Source organism: Sphingomonas rhizophila (assembly GCF_014396585.1).
Taxonomy (GTDB): domain Bacteria; phylum Pseudomonadota; class Alphaproteobacteria; order Sphingomonadales; family Sphingomonadaceae; genus Sphingomicrobium; species Sphingomicrobium rhizophilum.
Genome location: NZ_CP060717.1, coordinates 2,353,114 through 2,375,587, shown reverse-complemented (window position 1 = coordinate 2,375,587; position 22,474 = coordinate 2,353,114). Strand labels below are relative to the sequence as shown.

General features: G+C 65.9%; 27 protein-coding genes and 3 pseudogenes. 11 read left to right on the top strand and 19 right to left on the bottom strand.

Annotation, left to right across the window (positions count from 1 at the left end; all coding sequences use genetic code 11):
• Positions 1-115: 115 nt before the first annotated feature.
• Positions 116-958: a TonB-dependent receptor plug domain-containing protein gene (locus tag H9L12_RS12190; protein ID WP_187541951.1), complete on the bottom strand. Its 843-nt coding sequence runs from the start codon at positions 956-958 to the stop codon at positions 116-118.
• Positions 959-1,058: 100 nt separating this feature from the next.
• On the opposite strand from H9L12_RS12190, the gene H9L12_RS12185 reads away from it, so the two are divergent.
• Positions 1,059-2,627, top strand: a complete 1,569-nt coding sequence (locus H9L12_RS12185) for an amidase (protein ID WP_246450408.1) — start codon at positions 1,059-1,061, stop codon at positions 2,625-2,627.
• Here H9L12_RS12185 and H9L12_RS12180 read toward each other — a convergent pair.
• Positions 2,617-2,931 (bottom strand): DMT family transporter, encoded by a 315-nt coding sequence (locus tag H9L12_RS12180; RefSeq protein WP_187541950.1) that lies wholly within the window; start codon positions 2,929-2,931, stop codon positions 2,617-2,619. The two genes, H9L12_RS12185 and H9L12_RS12180, sit on opposite strands and share 11 nt — an antisense overlap.
• 44 nt (positions 2,932-2,975) lie before the next feature.
• On the opposite strand from H9L12_RS12180, the gene H9L12_RS12175 reads away from it, so the two are divergent.
• Positions 2,976-3,620 (top strand): DUF1345 domain-containing protein, encoded by a 645-nt coding sequence (locus H9L12_RS12175; protein WP_187541949.1) that lies wholly within the window; start codon positions 2,976-2,978, stop codon positions 3,618-3,620.
• Here H9L12_RS12175 and H9L12_RS12170 read toward each other — a convergent pair.
• Genes H9L12_RS12170 through ispG form a run of 3 tightly spaced genes read right to left on the bottom strand, consistent with a single transcriptional unit; the run spans position 3,617 to position 6,199 of the window.
• Positions 3,617-4,519 (bottom strand): DMT family transporter, encoded by a 903-nt coding sequence (locus H9L12_RS12170; RefSeq protein WP_187541948.1) that lies wholly within the window; start codon positions 4,517-4,519, stop codon positions 3,617-3,619. The genes H9L12_RS12175 and H9L12_RS12170 overlap by 4 nt on opposite strands.
• A 46-nt stretch (positions 4,520-4,565) precedes the next feature.
• Complete coding sequence (locus H9L12_RS12165; protein WP_187541947.1) at positions 4,566-5,042, bottom strand: retropepsin-like aspartic protease family protein; 477 nt, start codon at positions 5,040-5,042, stop codon at positions 4,566-4,568.
• A 35-nt stretch (positions 5,043-5,077) separates the two neighbouring features.
• On the bottom strand, positions 5,078-6,199 hold the full coding sequence (ispG, locus tag H9L12_RS12160; RefSeq protein WP_187541946.1) for a flavodoxin-dependent (E)-4-hydroxy-3-methylbut-2-enyl-diphosphate synthase: 1,122 nt from the start codon (positions 6,197-6,199) through the stop codon (positions 5,078-5,080).
• 53 nt (positions 6,200-6,252) lie between these two features.
• Here ispG and H9L12_RS12155 point away from each other — a divergent pair, with 53 nt between their 5' ends.
• Entirely contained in the window at positions 6,253-7,146 is an 894-nt protein-coding gene (locus H9L12_RS12155; protein WP_187541945.1) for a S1/P1 nuclease, read from the top strand.
• Here the strand turns inward: H9L12_RS12155 and H9L12_RS12150 are convergent.
• From H9L12_RS12150 to H9L12_RS12135, 4 genes are read right to left on the bottom strand one after another with little or no spacing between them, the layout of a single operon-like run.
• Complete coding sequence (locus H9L12_RS12150; protein WP_187541944.1) at positions 7,143-7,388, bottom strand: hypothetical protein; 246 nt, start codon at positions 7,386-7,388, stop codon at positions 7,143-7,145. The genes H9L12_RS12155 and H9L12_RS12150 overlap by 4 nt on opposite strands.
• The gene (locus tag H9L12_RS12145; RefSeq protein WP_187541943.1) at positions 7,385-8,296 is read right to left on the bottom strand and encodes an alpha/beta hydrolase; all 912 of its coding nucleotides are present in this window, start codon (positions 8,294-8,296) and stop codon (positions 7,385-7,387) included. Before H9L12_RS12145 ends, H9L12_RS12150 begins: the two co-directional genes overlap by 4 nt.
• A complete protein-coding gene (locus tag H9L12_RS12140) occupies positions 8,296-8,496 on the bottom strand; it encodes a type II toxin-antitoxin system antitoxin (protein WP_187541942.1) in 201 nt (66 codons plus the stop codon). The genes H9L12_RS12145 and H9L12_RS12140 overlap by 1 nt, the downstream gene beginning before the upstream one ends.
• A 3-nt stretch (positions 8,497-8,499) precedes the next feature.
• Entirely contained in the window at positions 8,500-9,402 is a 903-nt protein-coding gene (locus H9L12_RS12135; RefSeq protein ID WP_187541941.1) for an SPFH domain-containing protein, read from the bottom strand.
• Positions 9,403-9,493: 91 nt separating this feature from the next.
• On the opposite strand from H9L12_RS12135, the gene H9L12_RS12130 reads away from it, so the two are divergent.
• The gene (locus H9L12_RS12130) at positions 9,494-10,411 is read left to right on the top strand and encodes an isoaspartyl peptidase/L-asparaginase family protein (protein ID WP_187541940.1); all 918 of its coding nucleotides are present in this window, start codon (positions 9,494-9,496) and stop codon (positions 10,409-10,411) included.
• Here the strand turns inward: H9L12_RS12130 and H9L12_RS12125 are convergent.
• From H9L12_RS12125 to H9L12_RS12100, 6 genes and pseudogenes are all read right to left on the bottom strand, one after another.
• Positions 10,393-11,529 carry a GNAT family N-acetyltransferase gene (locus H9L12_RS12125; protein ID WP_223177122.1) on the bottom strand — a complete coding sequence of 379 codons (1,137 nt, stop codon included), beginning with the start codon at positions 11,527-11,529 and terminating at the stop codon, positions 10,393-10,395. The two genes, H9L12_RS12130 and H9L12_RS12125, sit on opposite strands and share 19 nt — an antisense overlap.
• Before the next feature lie 273 nt (positions 11,530-11,802).
• Entirely contained in the window at positions 11,803-12,159 is a 357-nt protein-coding gene (locus H9L12_RS12120; RefSeq protein WP_187541939.1) for a glycerophosphodiester phosphodiesterase family protein, read from the bottom strand.
• 55 nt (positions 12,160-12,214) lie between these two features.
• Positions 12,215-12,676, bottom strand: coding sequence for a RidA family protein (locus tag H9L12_RS12115; RefSeq protein ID WP_187541938.1), 462 nt, complete (start codon positions 12,674-12,676; stop codon positions 12,215-12,217).
• Between the two features lie 33 nt (positions 12,677-12,709).
• Positions 12,710-13,458: pseudogene (locus H9L12_RS12110) on the bottom strand (SDR family NAD(P)-dependent oxidoreductase).
• Position 13,459: 1 nt separating this feature from the next.
• Positions 13,460-14,074, bottom strand: a complete 615-nt coding sequence (locus H9L12_RS12105; RefSeq protein WP_187541937.1) for an HAD family hydrolase — start codon at positions 14,072-14,074, stop codon at positions 13,460-13,462.
• The gene (locus H9L12_RS12100) at positions 14,071-14,343 is read right to left on the bottom strand and encodes a DUF3572 family protein (protein WP_187541936.1); all 273 of its coding nucleotides are present in this window, start codon (positions 14,341-14,343) and stop codon (positions 14,071-14,073) included. The genes H9L12_RS12105 and H9L12_RS12100 overlap by 4 nt, the downstream gene beginning before the upstream one ends.
• 32 nt (positions 14,344-14,375) lie before the next feature.
• On the opposite strand from H9L12_RS12100, the pseudogene H9L12_RS12095 reads away from it, so the two are divergent.
• A pseudogene (locus H9L12_RS12095) lies at positions 14,376-14,741 on the top strand (response regulator); the annotation flags it as partial.
• Between the two features lie 111 nt (positions 14,742-14,852).
• On the opposite strand, the gene rpmG reads toward H9L12_RS12095, so the two are convergent.
• Positions 14,853-15,020 (bottom strand): 50S ribosomal protein L33, encoded by a 168-nt coding sequence (gene rpmG, locus H9L12_RS12090; RefSeq protein WP_037498456.1) that lies wholly within the window; start codon positions 15,018-15,020, stop codon positions 14,853-14,855.
• Between the two features lie 87 nt (positions 15,021-15,107).
• Positions 15,108-15,896: a hypothetical protein gene (locus tag H9L12_RS12085; RefSeq protein ID WP_187541935.1), complete on the bottom strand. Its 789-nt coding sequence runs from the start codon at positions 15,894-15,896 to the stop codon at positions 15,108-15,110.
• A gap of 76 nt (positions 15,897-15,972) precedes the next feature.
• On the opposite strand from H9L12_RS12085, the gene H9L12_RS12080 reads away from it, so the two are divergent.
• The 3 genes and pseudogenes from H9L12_RS12080 (at position 15,973) to H9L12_RS12070 (ending at position 18,937) form a co-directional block, all read left to right on the top strand.
• Positions 15,973-16,284, top strand: coding sequence for a hypothetical protein (locus H9L12_RS12080; RefSeq protein WP_187541934.1), 312 nt, complete (start codon positions 15,973-15,975; stop codon positions 16,282-16,284).
• Positions 16,285-16,319: 35 nt separating this feature from the next.
• Positions 16,320-17,339, top strand: a complete 1,020-nt coding sequence (locus H9L12_RS12075) for an apurinic/apyrimidinic endonuclease family protein (protein WP_187541933.1) — start codon at positions 16,320-16,322, stop codon at positions 17,337-17,339.
• A pseudogene (locus H9L12_RS12070) lies at positions 17,340-18,937 on the top strand (cisplatin damage response ATP-dependent DNA ligase).
• Here H9L12_RS12070 and H9L12_RS12065 read toward each other — a convergent pair.
• On the bottom strand, positions 18,934-19,455 hold the full coding sequence (locus tag H9L12_RS12065; protein ID WP_187541932.1) for a GNAT family N-acetyltransferase: 522 nt from the start codon (positions 19,453-19,455) through the stop codon (positions 18,934-18,936). The pseudogene H9L12_RS12070 and the gene H9L12_RS12065 sit on opposite strands and share 4 nt — an antisense overlap.
• 83 nt (positions 19,456-19,538) lie before the next feature.
• The gene (locus H9L12_RS14000) at positions 19,539-20,387 is read right to left on the bottom strand and encodes a cold-shock protein (protein WP_187541931.1); all 849 of its coding nucleotides are present in this window, start codon (positions 20,385-20,387) and stop codon (positions 19,539-19,541) included.
• Positions 20,388-20,630: 243 nt separating this feature from the next.
• Here H9L12_RS14000 and H9L12_RS12055 point away from each other — a divergent pair, with 243 nt between their 5' ends.
• The 3 genes from H9L12_RS12055 to H9L12_RS12045 are packed head-to-tail and all read left to right on the top strand — an operon-like array spanning position 20,631 to position 22,436.
• Positions 20,631-21,254 carry a ribonuclease D gene (locus tag H9L12_RS12055; protein WP_187541930.1) on the top strand — a complete coding sequence of 208 codons (624 nt, stop codon included), beginning with the start codon at positions 20,631-20,633 and terminating at the stop codon, positions 21,252-21,254.
• Between the two features lie 10 nt (positions 21,255-21,264).
• Positions 21,265-21,903 (top strand): LPS export ABC transporter periplasmic protein LptC, encoded by a 639-nt coding sequence (gene lptC, locus H9L12_RS12050; protein WP_187541929.1) that lies wholly within the window; start codon positions 21,265-21,267, stop codon positions 21,901-21,903.
• Complete coding sequence (locus H9L12_RS12045; RefSeq protein WP_246450404.1) at positions 21,900-22,436, top strand: LptA/OstA family protein; 537 nt, start codon at positions 21,900-21,902, stop codon at positions 22,434-22,436. Before lptC ends, H9L12_RS12045 begins: the two co-directional genes overlap by 4 nt.
• Positions 22,437-22,474: the final 38 nt, after the last annotated feature.

Genomic DNA, 22,474 nt, shown 5'->3' with positions numbered 1-22,474 from the left:
GCGTCGGACTCGGTGTTGGTGAGCTGTGCATTGGCCGTGCTGGACAGGCGCCACTTGCCACGCTGCGTGTTGAGCGCGACTCCCAGCCCCGCGCTGTCGGTCGTGCCGTCGCGGGTCAGCGGAGAGTCCGGATCGAAGGGGAAATGCCGAAGCGGCTACGGTTCTTCGTCCGCCCCACTTCCGCGGTGACGGTGGCTCCGACATTCTCGAGGATGGTGCGGTTGAGCGTGCCGGTGACCCGCGCCGATTGAGACGCACCGTTGAGCGTCCGGAAATCGCGGGGATCGGCGCCGTCGGCCGGATCGTAGGCGATGTCGCGCTCGCTTTCGTAGAGCGGGTTGTTGCCTTCGAGGCGGACGTTGAGCGAGCTCCGCGTCCCGTTCGCAATCACCAGCTTGGTCGCGTCGGCCTTGCCCGCGGCATGGCCACCCTCGGTGGCGATGGTGCCACCGACCTCCGCGCTGGTGGAATTGAACCGGCGGCGGAGGACGATGTTCACCACCTTCTGATCGGCCGAATAGCCGTACTTCAACGCCACTTCCTCGGGCAGGATTTCCATCCGCTCGATGGCCTCGGGCGGAAGGTCGCGAAGCTCGCGGAAACCGCTGATGCGCTGGCCGTTGAGCAACAGGACCGGGCGCTCGCCGCCGCGGCCACGCGCGCTTCCGGTTTTCGACGCGATCGAATCAAGGAGCTCGGAAATGGTCGTCGCGCCGGTCGCGCGGATGTCCCTCGAGGTCAGCGTATTCTCGGGCGGAATGTCGCCGACGACCGAGCCTCGCGGTTTCTGGCCGGTAACGACGACCTCCTCCTCGTCCTCGCCTAGCGGCGGTTCGGCCTGGGAAGAAGTCGCGGCGGCGGCCGTCGCGGTCGGCTCCTCGCGCTGGGCGTCCTGCGCAGCGGCCGGGAAGGGCAGCAGCAGGGCCGCAGTGGCAAGGTAGAGGGCCTTCGCCGTCATCGATCAATCACTCCAAGTCAGATTTCGCCACGGGCTGGCCGTGGGGAAGTGAACCTGTCATGACTTTTCTCCGTTCCATTCTGCAAACGGGAGTCCCGGCATGACCAATGGCTGTTGGCGGGTGCTGGTCATGGCGGGCGCACTTGCAATCGGTGGCTGCACGACGACCGACGCCAGCGGGATTGGCGGGTCAGCGCCGGAAGCCCAGGCACCGGCCGGTCCCACGGAAACGGCGGTCAAGCTGGCGCAAGCGCGCGCCGCCGAGGTCGAGCCACGGATCCATTCCATCATCGCGCTCGATCCCACGGCCGTTGCCCAGGCGCGCGTGATCGACGCATCGGGCCGGGCCGGGCCGCTGGTCGGAATCCCCGTACTGATCAAGGACAATATCGAGACCGCGGGACCATTGCCGACCACGGCCGGAAGCCTCGCCCTGAAGGACAATGTCACCGGCCGTGACGCGCCGCTGGTCGCCCGGCTGCGCGCTGCGGGAATGGTCATGCTGGGCAAGGCCAATTTGAGCGAGTGGGCCAATATCCGGTCGGGACAGTCGATTTCCGGATGGAGCGCCATCGGCGGACAGACCCGCAATCCTTATGCGCTGGACCGCAACACGTGCGGCAGCTCGTCGGGATCGGGCGCGGCCGTCGCGGCGGGGATCGTCGAATATGCCGTCGGCACGGAGACCGACGGGTCGATCACCTGCCCGGCCTCCATCAACGGCATCGTCGGGCTTAAACCGACCGTCGGCCTTGTCAGCCGCACGCATATCGTTCCGATCAGCGTCAGCCAGGACACGGCGGGGCCGATGACTCGCACTGTCCGGCAGGCGGCGGAGTTGCTGACGGCGATGGCCGGCAGCGACCCGGCGGACAAGGCGACCCGGGAAGCCGACAAGCGCAAGATCGATTATGCCGCCGGCCTCGATGCCGAGAGCCTTCGCGGCAAGCGTATCGGCGTGATGCGCTTCGCCTCCGGTTTCGGGACCGACCCAGCCTTTACCGCGTCGCTCGCGCTGCTGCGGGCCAGGGGCGCGGTATTGGTCGAAATCAAGTCGTTCAACGACAAGGCGATCGGCGACAACGAATTCACCGTGCTAATGAACGAACTCAAGACCGGCATGAATGCCTATCTCGCGACAACGCCGGCGACCGTACGCGCGCGCACGCTGGCGGACCTGATCGCCTTCAACCAGGCCAACGCCGGCCGCGAGATGGGCCTGTTCAAGCAGGAATTGTTCGAACTGGCGCAAAGCACGAAGGGACCGAACGACGCCGCCTACAAGAAAGCAAGGGCGGTCAGCCGGTGGGCCGCAGGCGGCGGCGGCATCGACAAGCTGCTGAAGGCCAATCGCGTCATCGCGCTCGTCGGTCCGACCATGCCGGCGGCATGGAAGATCGACGCGGTGCATGGCGACCAGATCAGCGGTGGCGGCGCGGGCAGCCTTGCCGCCGTCGCCGGCTATCCGCACCTGACCGTGCCGATGGGTCTGGTTCGCGGGCTCCCGGTCGGCCTTAGTTTCATCGGGCCGAAATGGTCGGAAGGCCTTCTGCTCAACCTTGGCTATGCCTATGAGCAGGCACGCGGAGCCTTTCCGGCGCCCCAATTCCTGAGCTCGATCGAAAGCGCCCCCGACACGGCGCCTCTGCTGGAGCCGCTCAAGCGGTAAGCTTCAATGCCGCGATGGCCGCAACGATGGCGAGGATGAGGAGGAGGCGGATGGTCGTCGTTGGTTCGTCGAAGAAGGCCATCCCGACCACCACCGTTCCGACCGCGCCAATGCCGCCCCAGACTGCATAGGCAGTACCCATCGGAATCTGGCGCGAGGCGAGTTCCAGCAGCCCCATGCTGATCGCCACCGAGGCGAGGAAGGCAAGCGTCCACGGTAGGTTCCGAAACCCGTCGACGGAACGCAGCGACGTGGTGAATCCGACTTCGAAGCAGCCGCCCAGAATGAGCCAGAACCACGCCATATTTCGCCTCCGCAACTATCGCCCGCGCTAGCGGTTGAGCCGCCATGGCAAGCGTAAGCTCCGTCGGCAAGTTGATCGCGCCCTGGCGTTTCCTGGTGTTCCTGGTCGCGCTGGCTGTGGTCACCGCAATCGCCGTCGGACCGCTCGGCTGGTCGCAGGGGTTGCTGGTCGGCTTCGACGCGGCGGCGATCCTGTTCCTGGTGCTGTGCATCCCGCTCTACCGCTACGACGCCCGGGAATTGCGGCACGCGGCGGAGCGCAACGATGCCAACCGGGTGATGCTGCTGGTGCTGAGTTTCCTGCTGTCGGTCGTCATCCTGGCGGCGGTGGTGGTCGAACTGGGGCAGCGCGGATCACTGCAAGGCGCGGACAAGGCGCTGATCGCGGTCAGCCTGGTGCTGGTGTGGACGTTCGGAAACGCCGTCTACACGCTTCACTATGCACACCTGTTCTACACCACCGACGATGGCGGCAAGGATTCAGCGGGGCTCGTCTTCCCCGGCACCAAGGCGCCGCTGATGAGCGACTTCGCCTATTTCGCCTACACGCTGGGTGTCGCGGTGCAGACCAGCGACGTGCAGGTCACCTCGCCCCACATCCGCAAGGTCGTCACCGCCCATTGCGTGGCGGGCTTCTTCTTCAACCTTGGCGTGCTCGCGCTGACGATCAACGTTCTGGGGACCAGCTAGGCCGACGCCTCCAGCACCGGATGATCGACCGGCTTGGTCCGCGCCGCGACCAGGCAGCCTGCAACGATCAGCGCCGCTCCACCGATCGTGAACCAGGACACCTGTTCCCCGAAGCGCAGCCAGCCGAGCAACATCGCCCACAGGAAGGAGGAATATTCGCTCGACGAGAGCGCGGCCGCCCCGGCCCGGGCATAGGCCCAGGCCAGCGCGAGCTGCGACACCATCGCCAGCACCGCGGCCCCGACAATCGCCGGCCACTGGCCGTCGGGAAGCGCCGGAACGCCGACCAGCGGCATGGACAGTGCAAAAGTCACGCACACCACAAGATTCTGGAAGAAGGCGATCTCGACGGGCCGCGCGGCCAGCGCCTGTTGCCGCATCAGGACGATGTTCCAGGCATAGATCAGCGCGGAGGCGAGGATCGCCAGTGATCCTTGCAGCGCTTCCGGCCCGAGCTCCGCCTTCGATTGCCCCAGCAGGATGACGACGACACCGACGAAGGCGAGTGCCGAGCCGCCGACGGTCGCCGCGCCGATCCGCTCCTTGAGGATGAGTGCCGCCAACAACAGCGAGATGAGCGGAGCGATGAAGGTCAGCGCCACCGCCTGCGCCATCGGCACGCGCGCTAGCCCCCAGAAAAAGAGGACGGCCATGCCGGTCGTTGCCACCCCGCGAACGATGTGGATCTTCAGTGCAGCCCGGCCGGGCGCGGGTGTGCGAAACCAGGCGTAGAGCGCGCCGGCCATGCCCACGCCGACCACCGACCGCCACCACAATGTCGGAAAGGTGCCGATCGCCAGGCTGAGGCCCTTGATGACCATGTCCATGATGGAAAAGGACGCGATCCCGGATACCGCGACGGCATAGGCCGTGGTCAGGGAGGTCGCGGGGCGGGTCATGCCGCCAACCATACCGCAGCGCGCCGGCCGCGCCAGTGGCGACGCGTCAGCCGGCGTCGTGCAACGAAAGGTAGTCGCCGGCCATGTTGACCTGATCGACACGGGCAAGGAATGACTGGCCAAGCAACGACAGGCGCGATCCTTCGAGTACCATCGCCCGGACGTTCTCGGCGCGGATTCCGCCGACTTCGACCGATTTCAGCGTGACGATCTCCCCGCGCACCGGACCGCTGGCGCCTTCTGCAATGACGTCGAAATTGGCCGGATCGATGTCAACCCCGAGCCGCCGGGCGTCCTCCACCGTCAGCGCGACGAACGACGCACCGGTATCGACCATAAATTCGACACTGCCCCGGTCGTTGATCGTGGCGTCGGTGAAGAAATGGCCGGTGGATCCGCGGGTTAGGACCACTTCCTTCGCCGCCCCGGTCGCTGTGGCGGGCGCGGCGATCGGTTTCCCGGTCGGAAGCGCAAGCCCGATCAGGACGCCAAACGCAACGACGATGGCAATCAGCTTTCCCATGCGGCCAAGCGTATCGCGCCGCGGTTAGTAAAGGCTTACGCGGCCTCGGCGGCGTCCCGCTGGGCCTCGATCTCGGCGGCCTTGGCCTCGACCAGCTTGACGATGTGGTCGATCATGTCGGCGTCCTGGACATGGTGGTCGGTGACGCCCGAAAGATAGACCATGTGCTTGCCATTACCGCCGCCGGTGATGCCGATGTCGGTTTCGCGCGCCTCGCCCGGTCCGTTGACGACGCAGCCAAGCACCGACAGCGACATGGGCGTGCGAATATGCTGTAGCCGCGCCTCGAGCGCTTCCACCGTGCGGATGACATCGAAGCCCTGCCGGGCACACGACGGGCAGGACACGACGCGGACGCCACGGTTGCGGATGCCAAGCGCCTTCAGGATCTCGTAGCCAACGCGCACTTCCTCTTCGGGCTCGGCCGAAAGCGAAACGCGGATGGTGTCGCCGATACCCGCCCACAGCAGCGAACCGATGCCGATCGCGCTTTTCACGGTTCCGCCGACGAAGCCGCCGGCCTCGGTAATGCCGAGATGGAGCGGGCAATCGACCTGGTAGGCAAGCTGCTGGTAGGCGGCGACCGCCATGAACAGGTCGCTGGCCTTCACCGCGACCTTGTAATTGCGGAAATCATGGTCCTCGAGGATGCGGATATGGTCAAGCGCGCTCTCGACCAGCGCGTCCGGGCAGGGCTCACCGTACTTTTCCAGCAAATCCTTTTCCAGGCTGCCGGCATTGACGCCAATGCGGATCGCGCAGCCGTTGGCCTTGGCCGCGGCGACGACTTCGCGAACGCGGTCGTCGCTGCCGATATTGCCCGGATTGATACGCAGGCAGGCGGCACCGGCGTCCGCCGCTTCCAGCGCGCGCTTATAGTGGAAATGGATGTCCGCGACGATCGGCACACGCGCCGCGCGGACGATCTGCTTCAGCGCCGTCGTGCTTTCGACATCGGGGCAGGACACGCGGATGATGTCGACCCCGGCCTCTTCGCAGCGGCGGATCTGGTCGATCGTCGCCTTCGCGTCCGATGTCGGAGTGTTGGTCATCGTCTGGACGGTGACGGGCGCATCGCCGCCGACGGCGACATTGCCGACCATGATCTGGCGGGACTGGCGGCGCTCGATCGTGCGCCACGGACGGATGGAGGACATGGGCGCGATATAGGCGCTATGGATGACAAAGGAAATTCTCTAAGGCGCGCGCCATGCCGAGTCCCCGCCGCCTGCGCCTAATCGCCGCCGCCTCCCTGTTCCTGGCAGCCCCAGCCGCCGCTTATTGGGAATATGGTCATGAAAGCGTGGCCGGCATCGCCCTGAAGGAAATGCGGCCATCGACGCGCTCTGCCGTGAATCGCCTGCTGGCCCAGGGCGCGTTGCTGGAAACACCGACCTGCCCCGTCAACACGCTGGAGGAAGCGAGCGTGTGGGCGGACTGTGTCAAGCCGCTGGGTGACCGCTTCGCCTATGCCTACAGCTGGCACTATCAGAACGTCGACGTGTGCAAGCCGTTCGATCTCAAGGCGGCGTGCAAGGACGGCAATTGCGTTTCGGCACAGATCGAGCGCAACGCGCGCCTGCTGGCCGATACCAGCGTCCCGACCCGCGAGCGGCTGATGGCGTTGGCCTTCCTGACCCATTTCGTCGGCGACCTTCACCAGCCAATGCATGCCGGCGATCACGCCGACCTTGGCGGCAATAGGGTCGCGGCCAATTACGGCATCATCGGCGGGCGTACCAACCTGCACAGCATCTGGGACGGATGGCTGGCGGAACGCGCGGCGACCACGCCGCCCGCTGGCCCGATCGCGCTGACAGCATCGATCAGCGCGGAGGGCAAGGCACGGATCGCGGGCGGAACGGTCGAGGACTGGAGCCGCGAGATGTGGGGAAAGGCTCGAAATCTTGCCTACCAAACGCTGGTCGGCGACCCATGCGGGGCGGTCCCGGCGGGCCGCCCCACGCTGGACGAGGCGGACGTTCGCGCGTTGATCCCCGACGTTCGGGAAAATATCGCCGCGGGCGGCATCCGCCTGGCGCGTCTGTTGGACGATGCCCTGGGACCGGCGCACAAGGCGCCCGGCCAGAAGAAACGCCGCTAGTCCTCGTTGCCCCAGCGCCACCGCCAACCGCCGCGGGTGGTGAGCGCGGTCACGATCGCCAGCCCGATGACGGCCGGTATGACAATGGCGAGGGCGGCCGGATCATCGGGCCCGAAGATCAACAGCGCGATCCCGACCAGTAGCATGAAGGCGGCAAGCACTGCCCATCCCTGCCACGCGATGGGCCAACCGGCGCCGAGGCCATAGCGCTTGGGGGCAAACCATTCCGGCCGGTCGCTCATCGTTTCGCGCTCACGAAATCGGCAATGCTGTTAACAAGGCCGGGGGCGAGCGGCGCGGCCTCATCCTGCATCACCGCAAGGTTGGCCGCGCGGTCGAGCGGCGCGACCTTCAGAACGTGGGACATGCCGTCGATTTTCACCAGCTTTGCTTTCGGCTGCGCCTTGGCCAATGCCTCGGCATCGCCAACGCCGACCTGCAAATCGGTCGTGCCCTGCACGATCAGCATCGGCCCCTGATAGGCGGCAGCAAGCCTGGCCGGATCGTAGCGGAACACGTCGATGAGGTATGGCTGCACCTTCGGATTGAAGAGGCCCTGCGCCAGTGCGGGATGCATCCCGTCGACGCTCACCGCCTTACCGCCTTCCAGCGAGGCAAGCGCTGCCTCCGCCTGCGGCAGGATGGGAGCATTGGCAGGGTTGGACCGAAGCTGGTCGCGGATCACCGTGCCGAGCGGTCGGCCAGCGGTCGCGACCAGGACCAATCCGCAGACATCGGGCAGTTTTGCCGAGGCCAGCGCGATCAGTCCGCCTTCGCTATGACCGAGCAGCCAGATGCAACGTGCGCCGGTGGCCTTCCGGGCCGAGGCAATCCATGCACCGGTGTCGGCAACATAATCGGCGATGGTTACCTTGTTGGGGTCGCCCGCCCCGACGCTTCCGAACAGTCCACGCTTGTCGATGCGCACGGTGGCGACGCCACGCTTCGCCAGGTCTTCGGCCAGCAGCCGGTAGGACGCGGACTTGACCCCCAGCGGGTTGTTGCCGTCACGGTCGGTCGGACCCGATCCGGGCAGGACCAGAACGGTTGCGGCGCTCCGCCCGTCGGGCTTCGTCACCGTTCCGGCGAGCGTGCCTGCCTGGATCGGCGTCGAGGCGGCGAGCATGGCAGCAGTGGCGGCGATGAACATCACTCTTTCTCCTTCGGCGGGCGGCCGCGTCTCACCGGCGCCGGCGCCCCAAGCTTCACCCCGCGGCCTTTGAGCGCCTCGCGCAGCAGGCATTCGACCTCGGCATTGACCGAGCGGAGATCGGTCGCCGCCAGCCGTTCGATCGCCGCCCACAGGGCGGGATCGACCCGTAACGGGTAGGCTTTGCGCTCGCCGGCCACGTTTTACTGGTACAGGCTGCCGGCGTTGACGACGGGCTGCGTGTCCCGCTCGCCGCAGAGGACGACCATCAGGTTCGAGACCATCGCCGCTCGCCGCTCATCGTCCAGCTCGACGACATTCTTCGCGCTCAACTGCTCCAGCGCCATCTCGACCATGCCGACCGCGCCCTCGACCAGCGTCTGGCGGGCCGCAACGACCGCCTGCGCCTGCTGGCGGCGAAGCATCGCCCCGGCGATTTCCTGCGCATAGGCAAGATGGGTAAAGCCGCATTCGTCGACGGTGATCCCGGCGACGGCGAGCCGCTCGATCAATTCCTTGCGAAGCTCGGCGCCGACCTCGTCATGGTTGCCGCGCAGCGTCACTTCCATGTGGGCGAAGTCGTCATAGGGGTAGCGCGATCCGATCGTCCGCACCGCGGCTTCGACCTGCACCTTCACGAACTGCTTGTAGTCGTCGATGTCGAACAGCGCCTGGGCCGTGTCGACCACGCGCCAGACGATCTGCGCCGCCATCTCGATCGGGTTGCCGCGCAGGTCGTTGACCTTGATGCGTTCGGAAATGAAGTTGTTGGCGCGGACCGATACCTTCTTGCGCATCAGCCACGGCAGCACCCAGCGCAGGCCGGTGACGCGATCGGTGCCCTTGTAATCGCCGAACAGGGTGATGGCTGCCGCCTGGTTGGGCTGCAGCATGTAGAAGCCGGGCGCGATCAGGATGATCAGCAGCGGACCGGCGATGACCGACAGGATCGGCAGGAGGCCCGCATTGTCGTTGGCAAGGTTCCAGATGCCATAAAGCTGCACGACGATCGCCAGCACGAGCAAGATCAGCATGGCGTAGCCGCTGGCGGTCGACGCCGGCCGTTCGCGGCTGGACGTGAGCGCGATGACGTTTGAATCGGTCATGTAGATGCCTCCCTTTAATTGATATCATATTTATATCGTTTGGGGGCCGAGTCAACTGGCGCTGGCGACACCTTGCCGCTAGGGCGTCGGCATGAGCTGGAAACTGGTGATCCACGGTGGGTGCGGCGCGATGCGGCCCGGGACGGTGTCGAAGGAGCAGGACGAGGCCGCGCGGGCGGGCTTGAACGCCGCGCTGGATGCCGGGTCGTCAATTCTCGCCTCGGGCGGATCGTCTCTCGATGCGGTCGAAGCGGCGGCGCGAGCACTGGAGGAAGACCCCTCCTTCAACGCCGGGCGAGGCAGCGTTCTGACCGCCGACGGACATGTCGAGCTGGATGCTGCGATCATGGAAGGAACGACGCGGCGGGCCGGGGCGGTTGCCGGACTTCGCACGACACGCGCGCCGATTGCCGCGGCCCGCGCGGCGATGGAGCTCAGCCCGCATGTCCTTCTGACTTACGAGGGCGGCGACCGCTTCGCCCGCGACCAGGGCCTGGAGCAGGTCGACAATGGCTGGTTCGTCATCCCCGAACGGGCCGCGCAGCTCGACCGGGTGATGGCGGCGGGCGGCCAGTTCGATGCCGACATCAAATATGGGACGATCGGCGCCGTTGCGGTCGACCAGTCGGGCCATGTTGCCGCGGCGACCTCGACGGGCGGCCTCACCGCAAAGCGCTGGGGCCGAATCGGCGATTCTCCGCTGATCGGCGCCGGCACCTATGCCGACGATCGCGCCGCCGCGGTCAGTGCTACGGGGCTTGGCGAATTGTTCATCCGAACCGCCGCCGCGCATGAGCTTTGCGCCCTTATCCGCCTCGGCGGGCTAGGATTGCAGGAGGCGCTCGACGCCGTCCTAGGCGAGGTTGGCTCGCTTGGCGGCAAAGGTGGCCTGATTGCCGTCGCGCCCTCCGGCGAAGTGGCGTGGGGCTTCACAACGCCAGACATGTACCGCGGCCGCGCGGGCAGCGACATCGAACGCTGCGTCGCGATCTACGGCGAGCCGGACTGACGAAACGGCAGCGCGGCCCGCGCCCAGTCGAGCTCCTGGTGAACGGCAGCCATCTCCCGGTTGACCGCGTCGCGCACTGCCTCGCGAAAGCCTCTGTCCGGGATGTAATGCAGCGAATGGGTGATGACCGGTTCGTATCCGCGCGCCAGCTTGTGCTCGCCCTGCGCCCCAGCCTGGACGGTCGAGAGGCCATGGTCGATCGCCCACTCGATCGCCCGGTGGTAGCTGAGCTCGAAATGGAGGAAGGGGACGTCTTCGACGCAGCCCCAGTAACGCCCATAGAGCGTGTCCTTCCCGACGAAATTGAGCGCGCCCGCGATTGGCGCACCATCGCGGGTGGCCAGGAATAGGAGAACGGCGTCGCCCATTGCCTCGACCAGGCCGGCGAAGAATGCCTCGGTCAGGTAGGGACGGCCCCACTTCCGGCTGCCGGTATCCTGATAGAAGCCCCACATCGCGTCCATGTCGGCGGACTGGATCTCCGCTCCGCGCTTGGTGACGATCTTCAATCCCTGACAGGCGCGCTCCCGCTCCTTGCGGATGGCCTTGCGCTTTCGGCTGGAGAGCGCGGCGAGGAAATCCTCGAACGAACCGTAACCGCGGTTGTGCCAGTGAAATTGCAGGCCAATCCGCGGAATCCAGCCGCGACGGGCGCCGGCATCCGCCTCGGCCTCGGTGCAGAAGGTCACGTGGGCGGAGCTTAGGCCATTCGATTGCACGACAGTCTCCGCCACCGCCAGGGCAGGATCGAACTCGCCTAGCAGTCGACGCCCGACGACGGGGCTGAACGGCACCGAAACCTGCAGCTTGGGATAATATTGGCCGCCGGCACGCTCCCATGCGTCCGCCCAGCCATGATCGAAGACATATTCGCCCTGGCTATGGAATTTCAGGTAAGCCGGAAGCGCGCTGATCGCCCGGTCGCCACGGTCGACCAGCAGCGGGAGCGGCTGCCAGCCGGTGCCGGCTCCGACGCTGCCGCTCGACTCGAGAAGGGCGAGAAAGCGCTGGTCGAGGAAGGGATCGCCCTCTCCCGCCAATCGCAGCCAGTCGGCCGCGTCGACCTCGGCGAAGGCTCCGGCGATCCGCGCGGTCATTTCCAGGTCAGCCTCGGCCATCACCTTCCCAAATGAGGGCGTCGGCGAATGGTTCAAGCGCCCTGCGCTGAACCGAGCTTTTCACGGTCCAGCTATAAATTGGCATGGCGCGCCTCAGCCGCTGCGCCCAGGCTTTCGCCACCGCGTGAGTTTCGATCGCCGCGAACTGGGGCCGCGCTTGCCACAAGGCCAGCCGCCGGCTGACCCGGTCGAGGCGGTCATTGATGACCAAGCCACGTCGCATCGTGGGTAGCCGGGTCCGTATCGAGCGCATCAGCAGCGCATCGAAGCTCATCACGCCGTAAGGCCCGCGATAATCCCAGAGCGTCTTTTCGAGGGCATGGCACCAGTCTGCCCGGCGCCCCGGCACTTGGCCTCGATCAGCATCGGTGCGCGCCCGCTGACCAGCCGCAGCAGTTCGCTCAAGGTCGGAACCGGTCGCCCGGGAAAGGGAAGTTGCCGGACCTCCGCCAACATCGCCTGCTCGATGACCAAGTCGCTGCCCGTCAGGCGAAGGGCGTTCGAATCATGAAAAACGACGATTTCACCGTCGCGCGTCAGGCGGACGTCGCATTCGACCCCCGCGCCCGCTTCCAGGCAAGCCTCGAACGCGGCGAGGCTGTTCTCGACGAGCGGAGAAGGCCCGTGCAAGCCACGGTGCGCAAAGCCGGCGGCACCCGGCCAGAGTGGGTCAGTCGAGTGCGGGTCAGGCCCGGACAGCGACGACCGCATCCACCTCGACCGCGACGCCGAGCGGAAGCACCGGCACGCCGACAGCGCTTCGAGCATGGCGACCGGCTTCGCCGAACACGTCCTGCATGAGTTCGCTGGCGCCATTGGCGACCTTCGGCTGATCGGTGAACTCGCTCGCCGAGTTCACGAACACGCCGAGCTTCACGATTCGCTCGACGCGGTCGAGTGACCCGAGCGCGGCCTTCATTTGCGCGAGCAGCATGATGCCGCAGCGGCGGGCGGCGGCGGCACCGGCGTCCAGATCGACATCCTCGCCAAGCCTACCCTTGATCAGGCTGCCGTCCTCCGCGAACGAAATCTGCCCCGAGATGTGGAGCAGGCCGTTGGCCTCTACCGCAGGAACATAGGAGGCGACCGGCGCGGCCGGCTGCGGAAGGACGATGCCGAGTTCGGCGAGGCGTTGGTCGATGCTCATGGGGCCGCCCTCAACACCCGAAGCGCCGCCGGGTCAAGCGTCGCGGTGGACTGCGAAGCCGGCCCAACTCTGGTTGACCGGCATCAATTCCAGCGCGTTGATGTTGAGGTGCGGGGGCAAGGTCGCGACCCAGTGAATGGTTTCGGCGATATCGTCGGCCGTCATCGGATCCATGTTGGCGTAAAGCGCGTCCGATGCCGCCTGGTCGCCGCCATTGCGGACCAGCGTGAACTCGGTCTCCACCATGCCCGGCTCAATCGAGGTGACTCGGACGCCGGTCCCGGCAAGGTCGCAGCGAAGCCCGAGGCTGAATTGCCGAACGAACGCTTTCGACCCTGCATATACCGCCCCGCCGAAATAGGGGTAGGTCGCGGCCACCGACGACAGGTTGATGACGGCCCCGCGCCGTCCGATCAGCCGCGGAAGCAGCGCCCGGGTGAGGGCCACCAATCCGGCGATGTTGGTGTCGATCACCGTATCCAGCGGCGCCTGCTCGGCCTGTTGAAGCGGATTCATTGGCGGGGCGAGGCCAGCGTTATTGAGCAGCAAGTCGACGTCAGAGAAGCCGGGGGAAGCGATTCCAGCACCGCGCCGAACTGCTCCGGCTCCGTCATGTCGAGGAGCAGCGGCAGGAAGGCACCGCCAAGGTCCGCCGCCAATCGCTCCAGCCGGTCCTCGCGCCGGCCCGTGCCGATCACTTTCCAACCGTCGCCGGCAAAGCGCCGCGCCGCCGCCTCGCCAATGCCCGCCGTGGCGCCGGTGATGAAAATGGTCCGGGTCATGTCAGCCTTTCAATCGTTCGATCAGCCAGTCGGATGCGGTCGCCCAATCGTCAATCCGGGCATGGGCTTCCAGCGCGGCCGGAACCGCCGGGGCCAGACGCGGCTCCGCGACCATGTGCAGCCGCCAGACGTCGGGCGCATGCTTGGCGACGGACGCGTGATGGACCGGCAGGTCATCGACGAAAGCGGCGCTAGTCGCACCGAAACGCTCGACGATGGCGCGGGCCGGAACGCCCTTCCCGCCCTGATTGCACACGACCTCGTGGCGGATGCCGTGGTTCGCAAGCTGCTCGACCCGCCACGGATGGGCCTCGTCGCCCAGGTTGGTGAGCACGACGATATCGGCGATCTCGCCAATCCGGCCCAGCGCCTCGACCGCGCCCGGAACGAGCGTCTGCCGGTGCATCTCGTTACGGAAGAACTGGTCGAGCAACGGCCACACCCGCTCCGTGGGGACCGGTTCGCCCGAACGACGATCGGTCATCGCCTCTCCGAAACTCCCGGTTTCGAAGGCGAAGCGGATGCCATGCGCTTCATCGAGCCACGCGTCGAAATGCGACACCATGTGCAGCAGCACTTCATCGCAGTCGGTGATCAGCAGCGGCCGTCCGCTCATCGCTCCAGAACCTCGCGCGCGGCGATCAGCGCTTCGGGCCTTACCGCCAGAGCGGAGGCGACGGCGATCAGGTCGGGCTCATGCGCCTCGAGGAAATCGAACAGGGCGGCAAAGAGGGTGCGGTCGCCGTCAGCCACCCGCTGTCGCAAAGAAATCGTCTCGATTCCGGTCAGATCGAGGAACCTCTGGGCCCGACGCTCGTCGGCCAGCGTTTGGGTCAGCGCGGAGAGGGCAAGCGCCTCCGCATCGTTTGTCGTGGATGGGAACATCGCCTAGTATCGTTCCGGTGGTGTGTGGAGGAATGAGCGGTTTGGCCAAGATCCTGGTTGTCGAGGACAACGCCCTCAACATCAAGTTGTTCTGCGACCTGCTCGCCGCCCATGGTCATGAGCCCGAAGCTGTGCTCGACAGCCGCGAGGCACTCGACATGGCGCGCTCGTTCGATCCCGACCTGGTCATCACCGACATCCAGTTGCCGCATGTGTCCGGAATGGAGCTGATGCAGCAGCTTCGCGCCGACGAGCATCTGAAGGACGTTCCGATCATGGCCGTCACGGCCTACGCCGCGCAGGGCGACGATGAACGGTTCCGCGCTGCCGGCGCGTCGGCCTATGTGTCGAAGCCGATTTCGGTGATCCGCTTCGCGGAAACCGTCGAGAATTTGCTGGCCGAGGGCGCCGCCAAGAAGGCCGAGGCCGAAAACGAATCGGGCGGCCCCGTTTCCGAGGCCGCCCGATCGATCCGTCGAACGGACCGGAAGACGAAAGCGGCAAGCCGCTTACTTGATCTTCGCTTCCTTGAATTCGACGTGCTTGCGCGCGACCGGGTCGTACTTGCGGAACGACATCTTTTCGGTCTGGTTGCGCGGGTTCTTCTTGGTCACGTAGAAAAAGCCGGTGTCAGCGGTGCTGACAAGCTTGATCTTGACGGTTGCCGGCTTGGCCATCGCGAATATCCTGATGCGCTAGAAAATATGAAGGCGGCGCATGACGCCGCCCGAACGCGGGGCCATTGCCGCCTGAAGCCGTCAAAGTCAAGCCGTTTGCCCATCCCCCACCTTTGTCAGCTGTTGCTGCATCATGCTTGAAAATCCGATGCCCGGCGTGAGTTGGTCGAGCTTTTCGTCAATCGAAGCGATGTAGCGCGTCATCTCCTTCTTGAGGCGTGGAGCGGAGCGAACGACGCGGGCCGCCGCCGCCGCCTCCGCCGGCTCGATGCTGACCTTGCAGGGAATGACCAGCTGCACGCCGACGATGCGACCGTCTGCCATTGCGAACCGGTCCCCGCATGCATCGCGGATCCGCTTCTGAAGGGCGTAGGGCATGACTTCGCGGATCATCGTCCGATAGGGGTAGGTTTCGGCAACGACGCGATTACTGACGCTGAGTCCGAGGTAATAATCGCTCACCAGCTGCTGAAGCCGCGCATCGCCGATCCGGGTGAACATGCCGTTGGCGATCATTTCGTCGTAGATCTGCGTTTTCGCCTGGGTCGTGTCGGTCTGGCTCAATTGATAGGCGGCGATCAGGAAGTCACGGTCGGACGTATCGGGCCCGCCGCTCAATGCCGCCAATGCCTGCTGGCCGTAGGTGCGAACGGTTTCGTAGTAATGTTCCTGGCTGGCGAATTGCAGCCCGTTGAAGCGCACTTCATCGATCAGTCGCTGCCGGTACTCCCGCGCCTGCTCCCCCTCGATTCGCTGTTCGTTCCAGACGCTCGCCTGCGTCCCAAGGAAGACGCCGAGGACGACGATGCCGACGTCGATCAGCACCGCGAACCAGTTCTGATCGACGACATGCTCCCGGAAGCGGCGGATGACCATGGATTGCCCCAATCCCGTTTGACTCACTGTTAACCCATTTAAGCGAATCTGCCAGCGTCAACGGAGATTGAACGCCATGGCCACTGATTCGCTCAAGATCGTCCACGCCCGGATCGGCGAGCGGATCGCCGAGATCGAATCGCGGATGCCGCGCCTCGCGCCCCAGGCGATCTCCCAGAAGATGGACGCGATCCGTGCGATGGCCGCCGAATACGGCCTGTCGGCGCTCGAGGGCCTTGCCGATTACGGCAAGCGGCACGCGATGATGCCGGGCTACGCCCAGGCGACCCGGTCTTGCCTCGAGCATATGGGCGAAGCACTCGTCAGCAGCGATCCCGCGCACGACCGCGAATCGATCCTCGCCGCGCTGGCGGTCCGCCTCCACTAAGGGCACCAAGTGCCACGCCCGTGCATTGGGCGGGCATGGACGCGCGCATCGGCTATTGCTGCACTTACGTCTCGCCGACCGGCGATGACGCCGAGGCGCGGGAACTATGCATGCGCGGCCCGACCATCGCTTCCATTTCAAAGGCTGGCGGGTTGGAGACGGCGGCCAAACTGGAATCCACCATCGTCGAGAACCTCGACATTCTCCATCGCCAGATCGCGCGGGTCGCGGCTCTCCCGCCGTTGGAACGGCTTTTCCGGATCCAGTCGGGCTTCCTCATCGGCTGGTCGCACCCGGCGTTGGCGGATGCCTGGACGAGCGCGTTGCGTGGCGAGGTGGAACGGCGACTGGCCGATGCAGGCAAGGCGGCACGGGCGGGCGATGTCCGCTTATCGATGCATCCGGCGCAGCACGCGATCCTTGCGACGCTGCGCCCCGAGGCGCTCGACAACGCCCTTCGCGACATCGTCGACCATCTCGAGATCTTCCAGATGCTGGGGTACGGCAATGGGTGGCACCCGCATGGCGCCAGCATCAACATTCATGGCGGTGCGCGCGCGGCGGGGATCGAAGGGTTGAACGCCGGGTTGGACCGCGTCCCGGCGGCCGCGATCGACCTTCTCACGATCGAAAACGACGAGGTCAGCTTCGGCCTCGACGATTTGCTTTTGGTCGGCCGCCGTGTCGCGATCGTCGTCGACTTCCACCACCATTGGATCTTCACCCGAGGCCAATGGCTCCAACCCGACGACGGGCGCGTCGACCAAATCAAGGCCAGTTGGCGCGGCGTCCGGCCGCTCGCCCACATCTCGGTCAGCCGCGAAAATGTCGTCGTCGACCATTGTCCGGACACGCTTCCCGACTTCGCCGCGTTGAGCGAAGCCGGTCACAAGGCGGCCCATCTTCGCGGTCATAGCGAAGGCATGTGGAACGCGGCGGTCAACGCGCTGGTCGCCGGCCATCTCGACTGGTGCGACGTCGAGGTTGAGGCGAAGGCCAAGAACATCGCCAGCCGCCAACTGGCCGATTTCGTCCGTGCGTTGGAGCCAGCCTGAGTGCGCGCCTTCAGCCAGTTGCTCGACGATCTGGTCTACACGCGGTCGCGACTGACCAAACTGCGGCTGATCGGCGACTACCTCAAGACCACGCCGGATCCCGACCGAGGCCTGGCGCTGGCGGCGCTGACGGGCACGCTGGACATACCGGCGGTCAAGCCGGCGGTGGTTCGGGCGCTGGCCGAAGAGCGGATCGACCCGGTGCTGCTGCGCATGAGCCGCGACTATGTCGGCGACATGGCGGAAACCGTCTCGCTGCTGTGGCCGCCGCCCGAGGGAGAGCCCGCGGACCTCGATGACGGCACCATCCGCCTGAGCGAAGCGGTCGAGCGGCTGCGCGGTGTCAGCAAATCGGACGCGCCCGCGATCCTTGCTGCGATGCTCGACCATCTCGATGTGTCAGGACGCTTCGCCTTGCTGAAACTGGCAACGGGCGCATTGCGTGTTGGCATCTCCGCCAGGCTGGCGAAGCAGGCGTTGGCCGATGCTTTCCAACTCGACGTCGAACAGGTTGAAGAGGTCTGGCACGGCCTCCGCCCCCCTATGCCGAGCTGTTCGACTGGGGCGAAGGCCGAGGCCCGCAGCCGACCGCCAAGGACATTCCGGTGTTTCGTCCGTTCATGCTGGCCCACCCGCTGGAAGAGACACGGGTCGACCTCGCGGATTATGCCGCCGAGTGGAAATGGGACGGCATTCGCATCCAGCTGGTCCACGCCGGCGGCGACACGCGGCTCTACAGCCGCACCGGCGACGACATTTCGGGAAGCTTCCCCGACATCGCCTCGGCATTCGCGACGACCGCGGTGCTCGATGGCGAGCTGCTGGTGCGTGGCGAATCCCAGGGGGCCGAAACACATGGCGGCGCGGCGGCCAGCTTCAACGCGCTTCAGCAGCGGCTGGGCCGCAAGAACGTCAGCAACAGAGTCCAGTCGCAATATCCGGCGTTCGTGCGCCTTTACGACATATTGTTCGATGGTGACGAGGACCTCCGCGCCCTGCCTTGGATCGCCCGGCGTCAGCGGCTGGAGCAGGTCGTCGGCGGGCTCGACGACGAGCGCTTCGACCTGTCGCGCCTTATCGAGGCGGACAGCTTCGAAGCGCTGGAGGAAGTGCGCGCCGGCGTACGCGACGATGGCGTCGAGGGCATGATGCTGAAGCGCCGCGACAGTCCCTATGTCGCGGGTCGCCGTGTCGGCCTGTGGTACAAGTGGAAGCGCGACCCGCTCACTGCCGACTGCGTGATGATGTACGCACAGCGCGGGTCGGGAAAGCGATCCAGCTTCTACAGCGACTATACCTTTGGCTGCTGGAGCGAAGCGGGCGAGTTGCTGCCGGTGGGCAAGGCCTATTTCGGGTTCACCGACGAGGAACTGAAGTGGCTCGACAAGTTCGTCCGCAATAACACGCTGAACCGCTTCGGCCCGGTCCGCGAGGTCGAGAAGTCGCTGGTCCTCGAAGTCGCGTTCGATTCCATCCACGCGTCGAAGCGGCACAAGTCGGGCCTGGCGATGCGCTTTCCCCGGATCAGCCGCATCCGCACCGACAAGCCGGCGCATGAGGCCGACCGGATCGAGACGTTGCTGGCGATGGCGACCTAGATCAGCCGCTTTTCCATCACGAGGAATTCCAGATCGTCGCGATTGGGCAGCCCGAAGCGGGGATTGCCATGCGGGAACGGTCGCCGCTCGCCTGTCACGGCGTAGCCGCGGCGCCTATACCATTCGATCAACTCCCTGCGTTGGACGATGACGGTCATTTCAATCCGGGTGGCGCCGAAACGCGTGATCGCCTGGTCCTCCGCCGCGGCAAGCAGGAGGCGGCCAAGGCCCGTTCCCTGCCGGCCCGGTTCGACGGTGAACAGGCCAAGGTAGGCAAGATTGTCACCCTGGTCGGTCAGCGCGACGCAGGCCCGGATCGAGTCGCCGTCGCGGAAGATCAACAGCGCCTGCCGCGGATCGACGATCATCTCCTCAATGCCTTCGGCATCGGTCCGCTGCCCGCCGAGGAGGTCCGCCTCATGAGTCCAGCCTTGCCGCGCGCTATCGCCGCGATAGGCAGATTCGATCAGGCCATGCAGCGCGGGAATGTCGGCAGTCGTCGCGGGCTCCAAGTGCATGACGCGCTTTTGCCCCAGATCGCGGGCACGAAAAAGCCCGCCTGGCACCAGGCCAGGCGGGCCAATTCGTTTCGCGTGAAGCCCTAGGCCTGGATCGGCTGCAGGTTCACCGCCGCATATTTTCCGCGACGATCGACTTCGATGTCGAATTCGAAGCGGTCGCCTTCGTTGATCGTCGGCAGGCCGGCGCGCTCGACCGCCGAGATGTGAACGAACGCATCCGGCTGGCCGTCGTCACGGCTGATGAAGCCAAAGCCCTTCATGGAGTTGAAGAACTTGACGGTGCCCTGGGCCTTCTCGCCGGTCAGCTGACGCTGCGGGCCACGTTCGCCGCCCATGCCGCCCTCACGCGGAGCGCCGCCACCCGTGCGGACGACTTCCATCGGCTCACCGTCGATCTTGAGGTTGGTGGCCGAGATGCGGCCGCCGCGATCGACGAGGGTGAAGTCCAACGGCTGGCCATCGGCCAGGTCGGTCAGGCCGGCCTGTTCCACGGCGGAAATATGGACGAAAACGTCCTCGCCGCCATCGTCACGAACGATGAAGCCGAAGCCCTTTTGCGGGTTGAAGAATTTGACGATGCCCTTGCCTTCGCCAACGACCTGCGGGGGCATGCCGCCACCGCCACCGCCGCCGCCACGGAAGCCGCCGCCGCCGCCACCACCGCCGAAGCGACCGCCGCCGCCTCCGCCGCCGTAGCCGCCGCCACCGCCGCCGCCGCGATAGCCACCGCCACCGCCGCCGCCGCCGCCGAAGCCGCCGCCACGATCGCCATAGCCGCCACCGGGGCCGCCGAAGCCGCCACCGCCACCGAAGCCACCACGATCACCAAAACCGCCGCGATCACCACCGAAATTGTCTTCGCCGAATCCGTCGCGCTTGTCCCGGCCGCGCCCACCGCGCTCGCCCTTACGCCCTCGATCGAAACCCATGCCCGTCCAAACTCTCTTGAGCCCCAAAAATCGAAGAACCAACGCGCTGGGCCATGGCGCAACCGGCCGCACTGCGCGAAACTGATCGCGCGCACGGCACGGGCCTTACAGGAAAAATGGCACGACTCCTAGCGATTCCATCCCGCGGGACTGGCGGCATGGTTGCATTAGCGACTAGAGGGGGTCGAGACCGGCCGTCAGGGGCGGTTCAGCGTAGCTGCCCCATGCGCAGGCGAAGAGATTATGGCGATACATTTTCACGAAGAAGACATTCCCTCGGCCGACCTGTTCGCGCCCGACGCGGCCATTGCGGTCGACACCGAGGCGATGGGCCTGATGCCCGGGCGCGACCGGCTATGCCTGGTCCAGCTGAGCGATGGCGGCGGCGACGAGCACCTCGTCCGCTTTGGTCCGGGTAGCGACTATGCCGCGCCGAACCTCAAGGCCCTGCTGGGCGATCCCAATCGCCTGAAGCTTTACCATTTCGCGCGTTTTGACGTCGCCATCATGCGCGCCTACCTCGGGATCACCGCCGCGCCCCTTTATTGCACGCGCACAGCCTCGCGCCTGGTCAGGACCTACACCGATCGTCATGGCCTGAAGGAACTGGTCAAGGAATTGCTCGGTCAGGATCTCAGCAAGCAGCAGCAGACCAGCGACTGGGGCGCGGCCGAGATCAATGACGCCCAGCGCGAATATGCCGCCAGTGACGTCCGCTACCTTCACGCGCTCAAGGCCAAGCTCGATGAACGTCTGGCCCGCGAGAACCGCGTGGAGCTGGCCCAGGCCTGCTTCGACTTCCTTCCTGCCCGCGCCCTGCTCGACCTTGCCGGTTGGGCCGAGGTCGACCTGTTCGCGCATAGCTGACGGGTGAAGCGTGTCCGAAGCCGCTTACCGCGAACGCGCCGTCAAGCAGCACTGGGCCGAGCCCGGTAGCCGCCATGACCGCGTCGTGCGGCTGGCCAAGCTGGGCCTGCCAGTGCTGGCGCTTGCATTGCTACTGTTGCTCGCCATCGCGCCGTTCGGCCGCAAGGGCGACGTCAGCTTCATTCTCGACAAGAATAAGGTCGACGAGGCCGAGGAACGGATGCGGGTCGAGGCGGCGCGTTACAGCGGGAAAGACAACGAAGGGCGCAATTTCGCGATCGTGGCGAACCAGGCGATCCAGCCGAGCAGCAGCCAACCGGTGGTGCAGATCCACGGCATGGCGGCGCGGCTCGACCTAGCCAATGGACCGCTGACCATCCAGGCTCCCCAGGGACGGTACAACCTGGAAACGCAGAAGGTGTTGGTGGACGGCGCGGTGCGGGTCGCCGGTCCTGACGGCTATCGGCTGGAAACCAGCGACGTGGGGGTCGACCTCAAGACTCGGCGGCTTTCCAGCGCCGGACCCGTACAGGGGTCGATGCGGCTTGGTGAATTCAGCGCCGGCCACCTCAATGCCGACCTCGGATCGCGGTCGGTGTCACTGACCGGAGGTGCTCGCTTGAAAATCGTGCAAGGGGCGCTCAGATGAACGTCATGGGGCAAGTTCGAACGAAATGGTTGGTGGCGCTGGGCTCGCTGGGCCTGATTGCGGCCACCGCGTATGCGGCAGAGCCGGTGTCGGCGCTGAAGGGGCATGATTCGAACCAGCCCGTCGACGTGGCAGCTGACCGGATCGAAGTGCAGGATCGTGCCGACCGCGCCATTTTCGCCGGCAACGTCCATGTCACCCAAGGGCAGCTCTCGCTCGACGCGGCGCGACTTACCGTGGCCTATTCGTCAAGCGGAGGAATCCAGATCCAACGCCTCGACGCATCGGGTGGCGTGGTGGTTCGCAGCCCGTCGGAAACCGCGCGCGGCAATTTCGGTATCTACGACCTCGACCGAAAGCTGATCACCCTGGTCGGCGCCGTCCGGCTGGAGCGCGGCGGCAGCCACGTCATGGGATCGCGGCTGGTCATCGACCTGACCTCCGGACGAGCCGTGATCGACGGCGGCTCGCCGGGCGTCGGTTCATCGGGCGGCCGGGTGACCGGACGCTTTACCGTCCCGCAGCGCAGTTAGGCCGCCCGTGAACGACGTCCAGGCCTTTGAACGGTCCG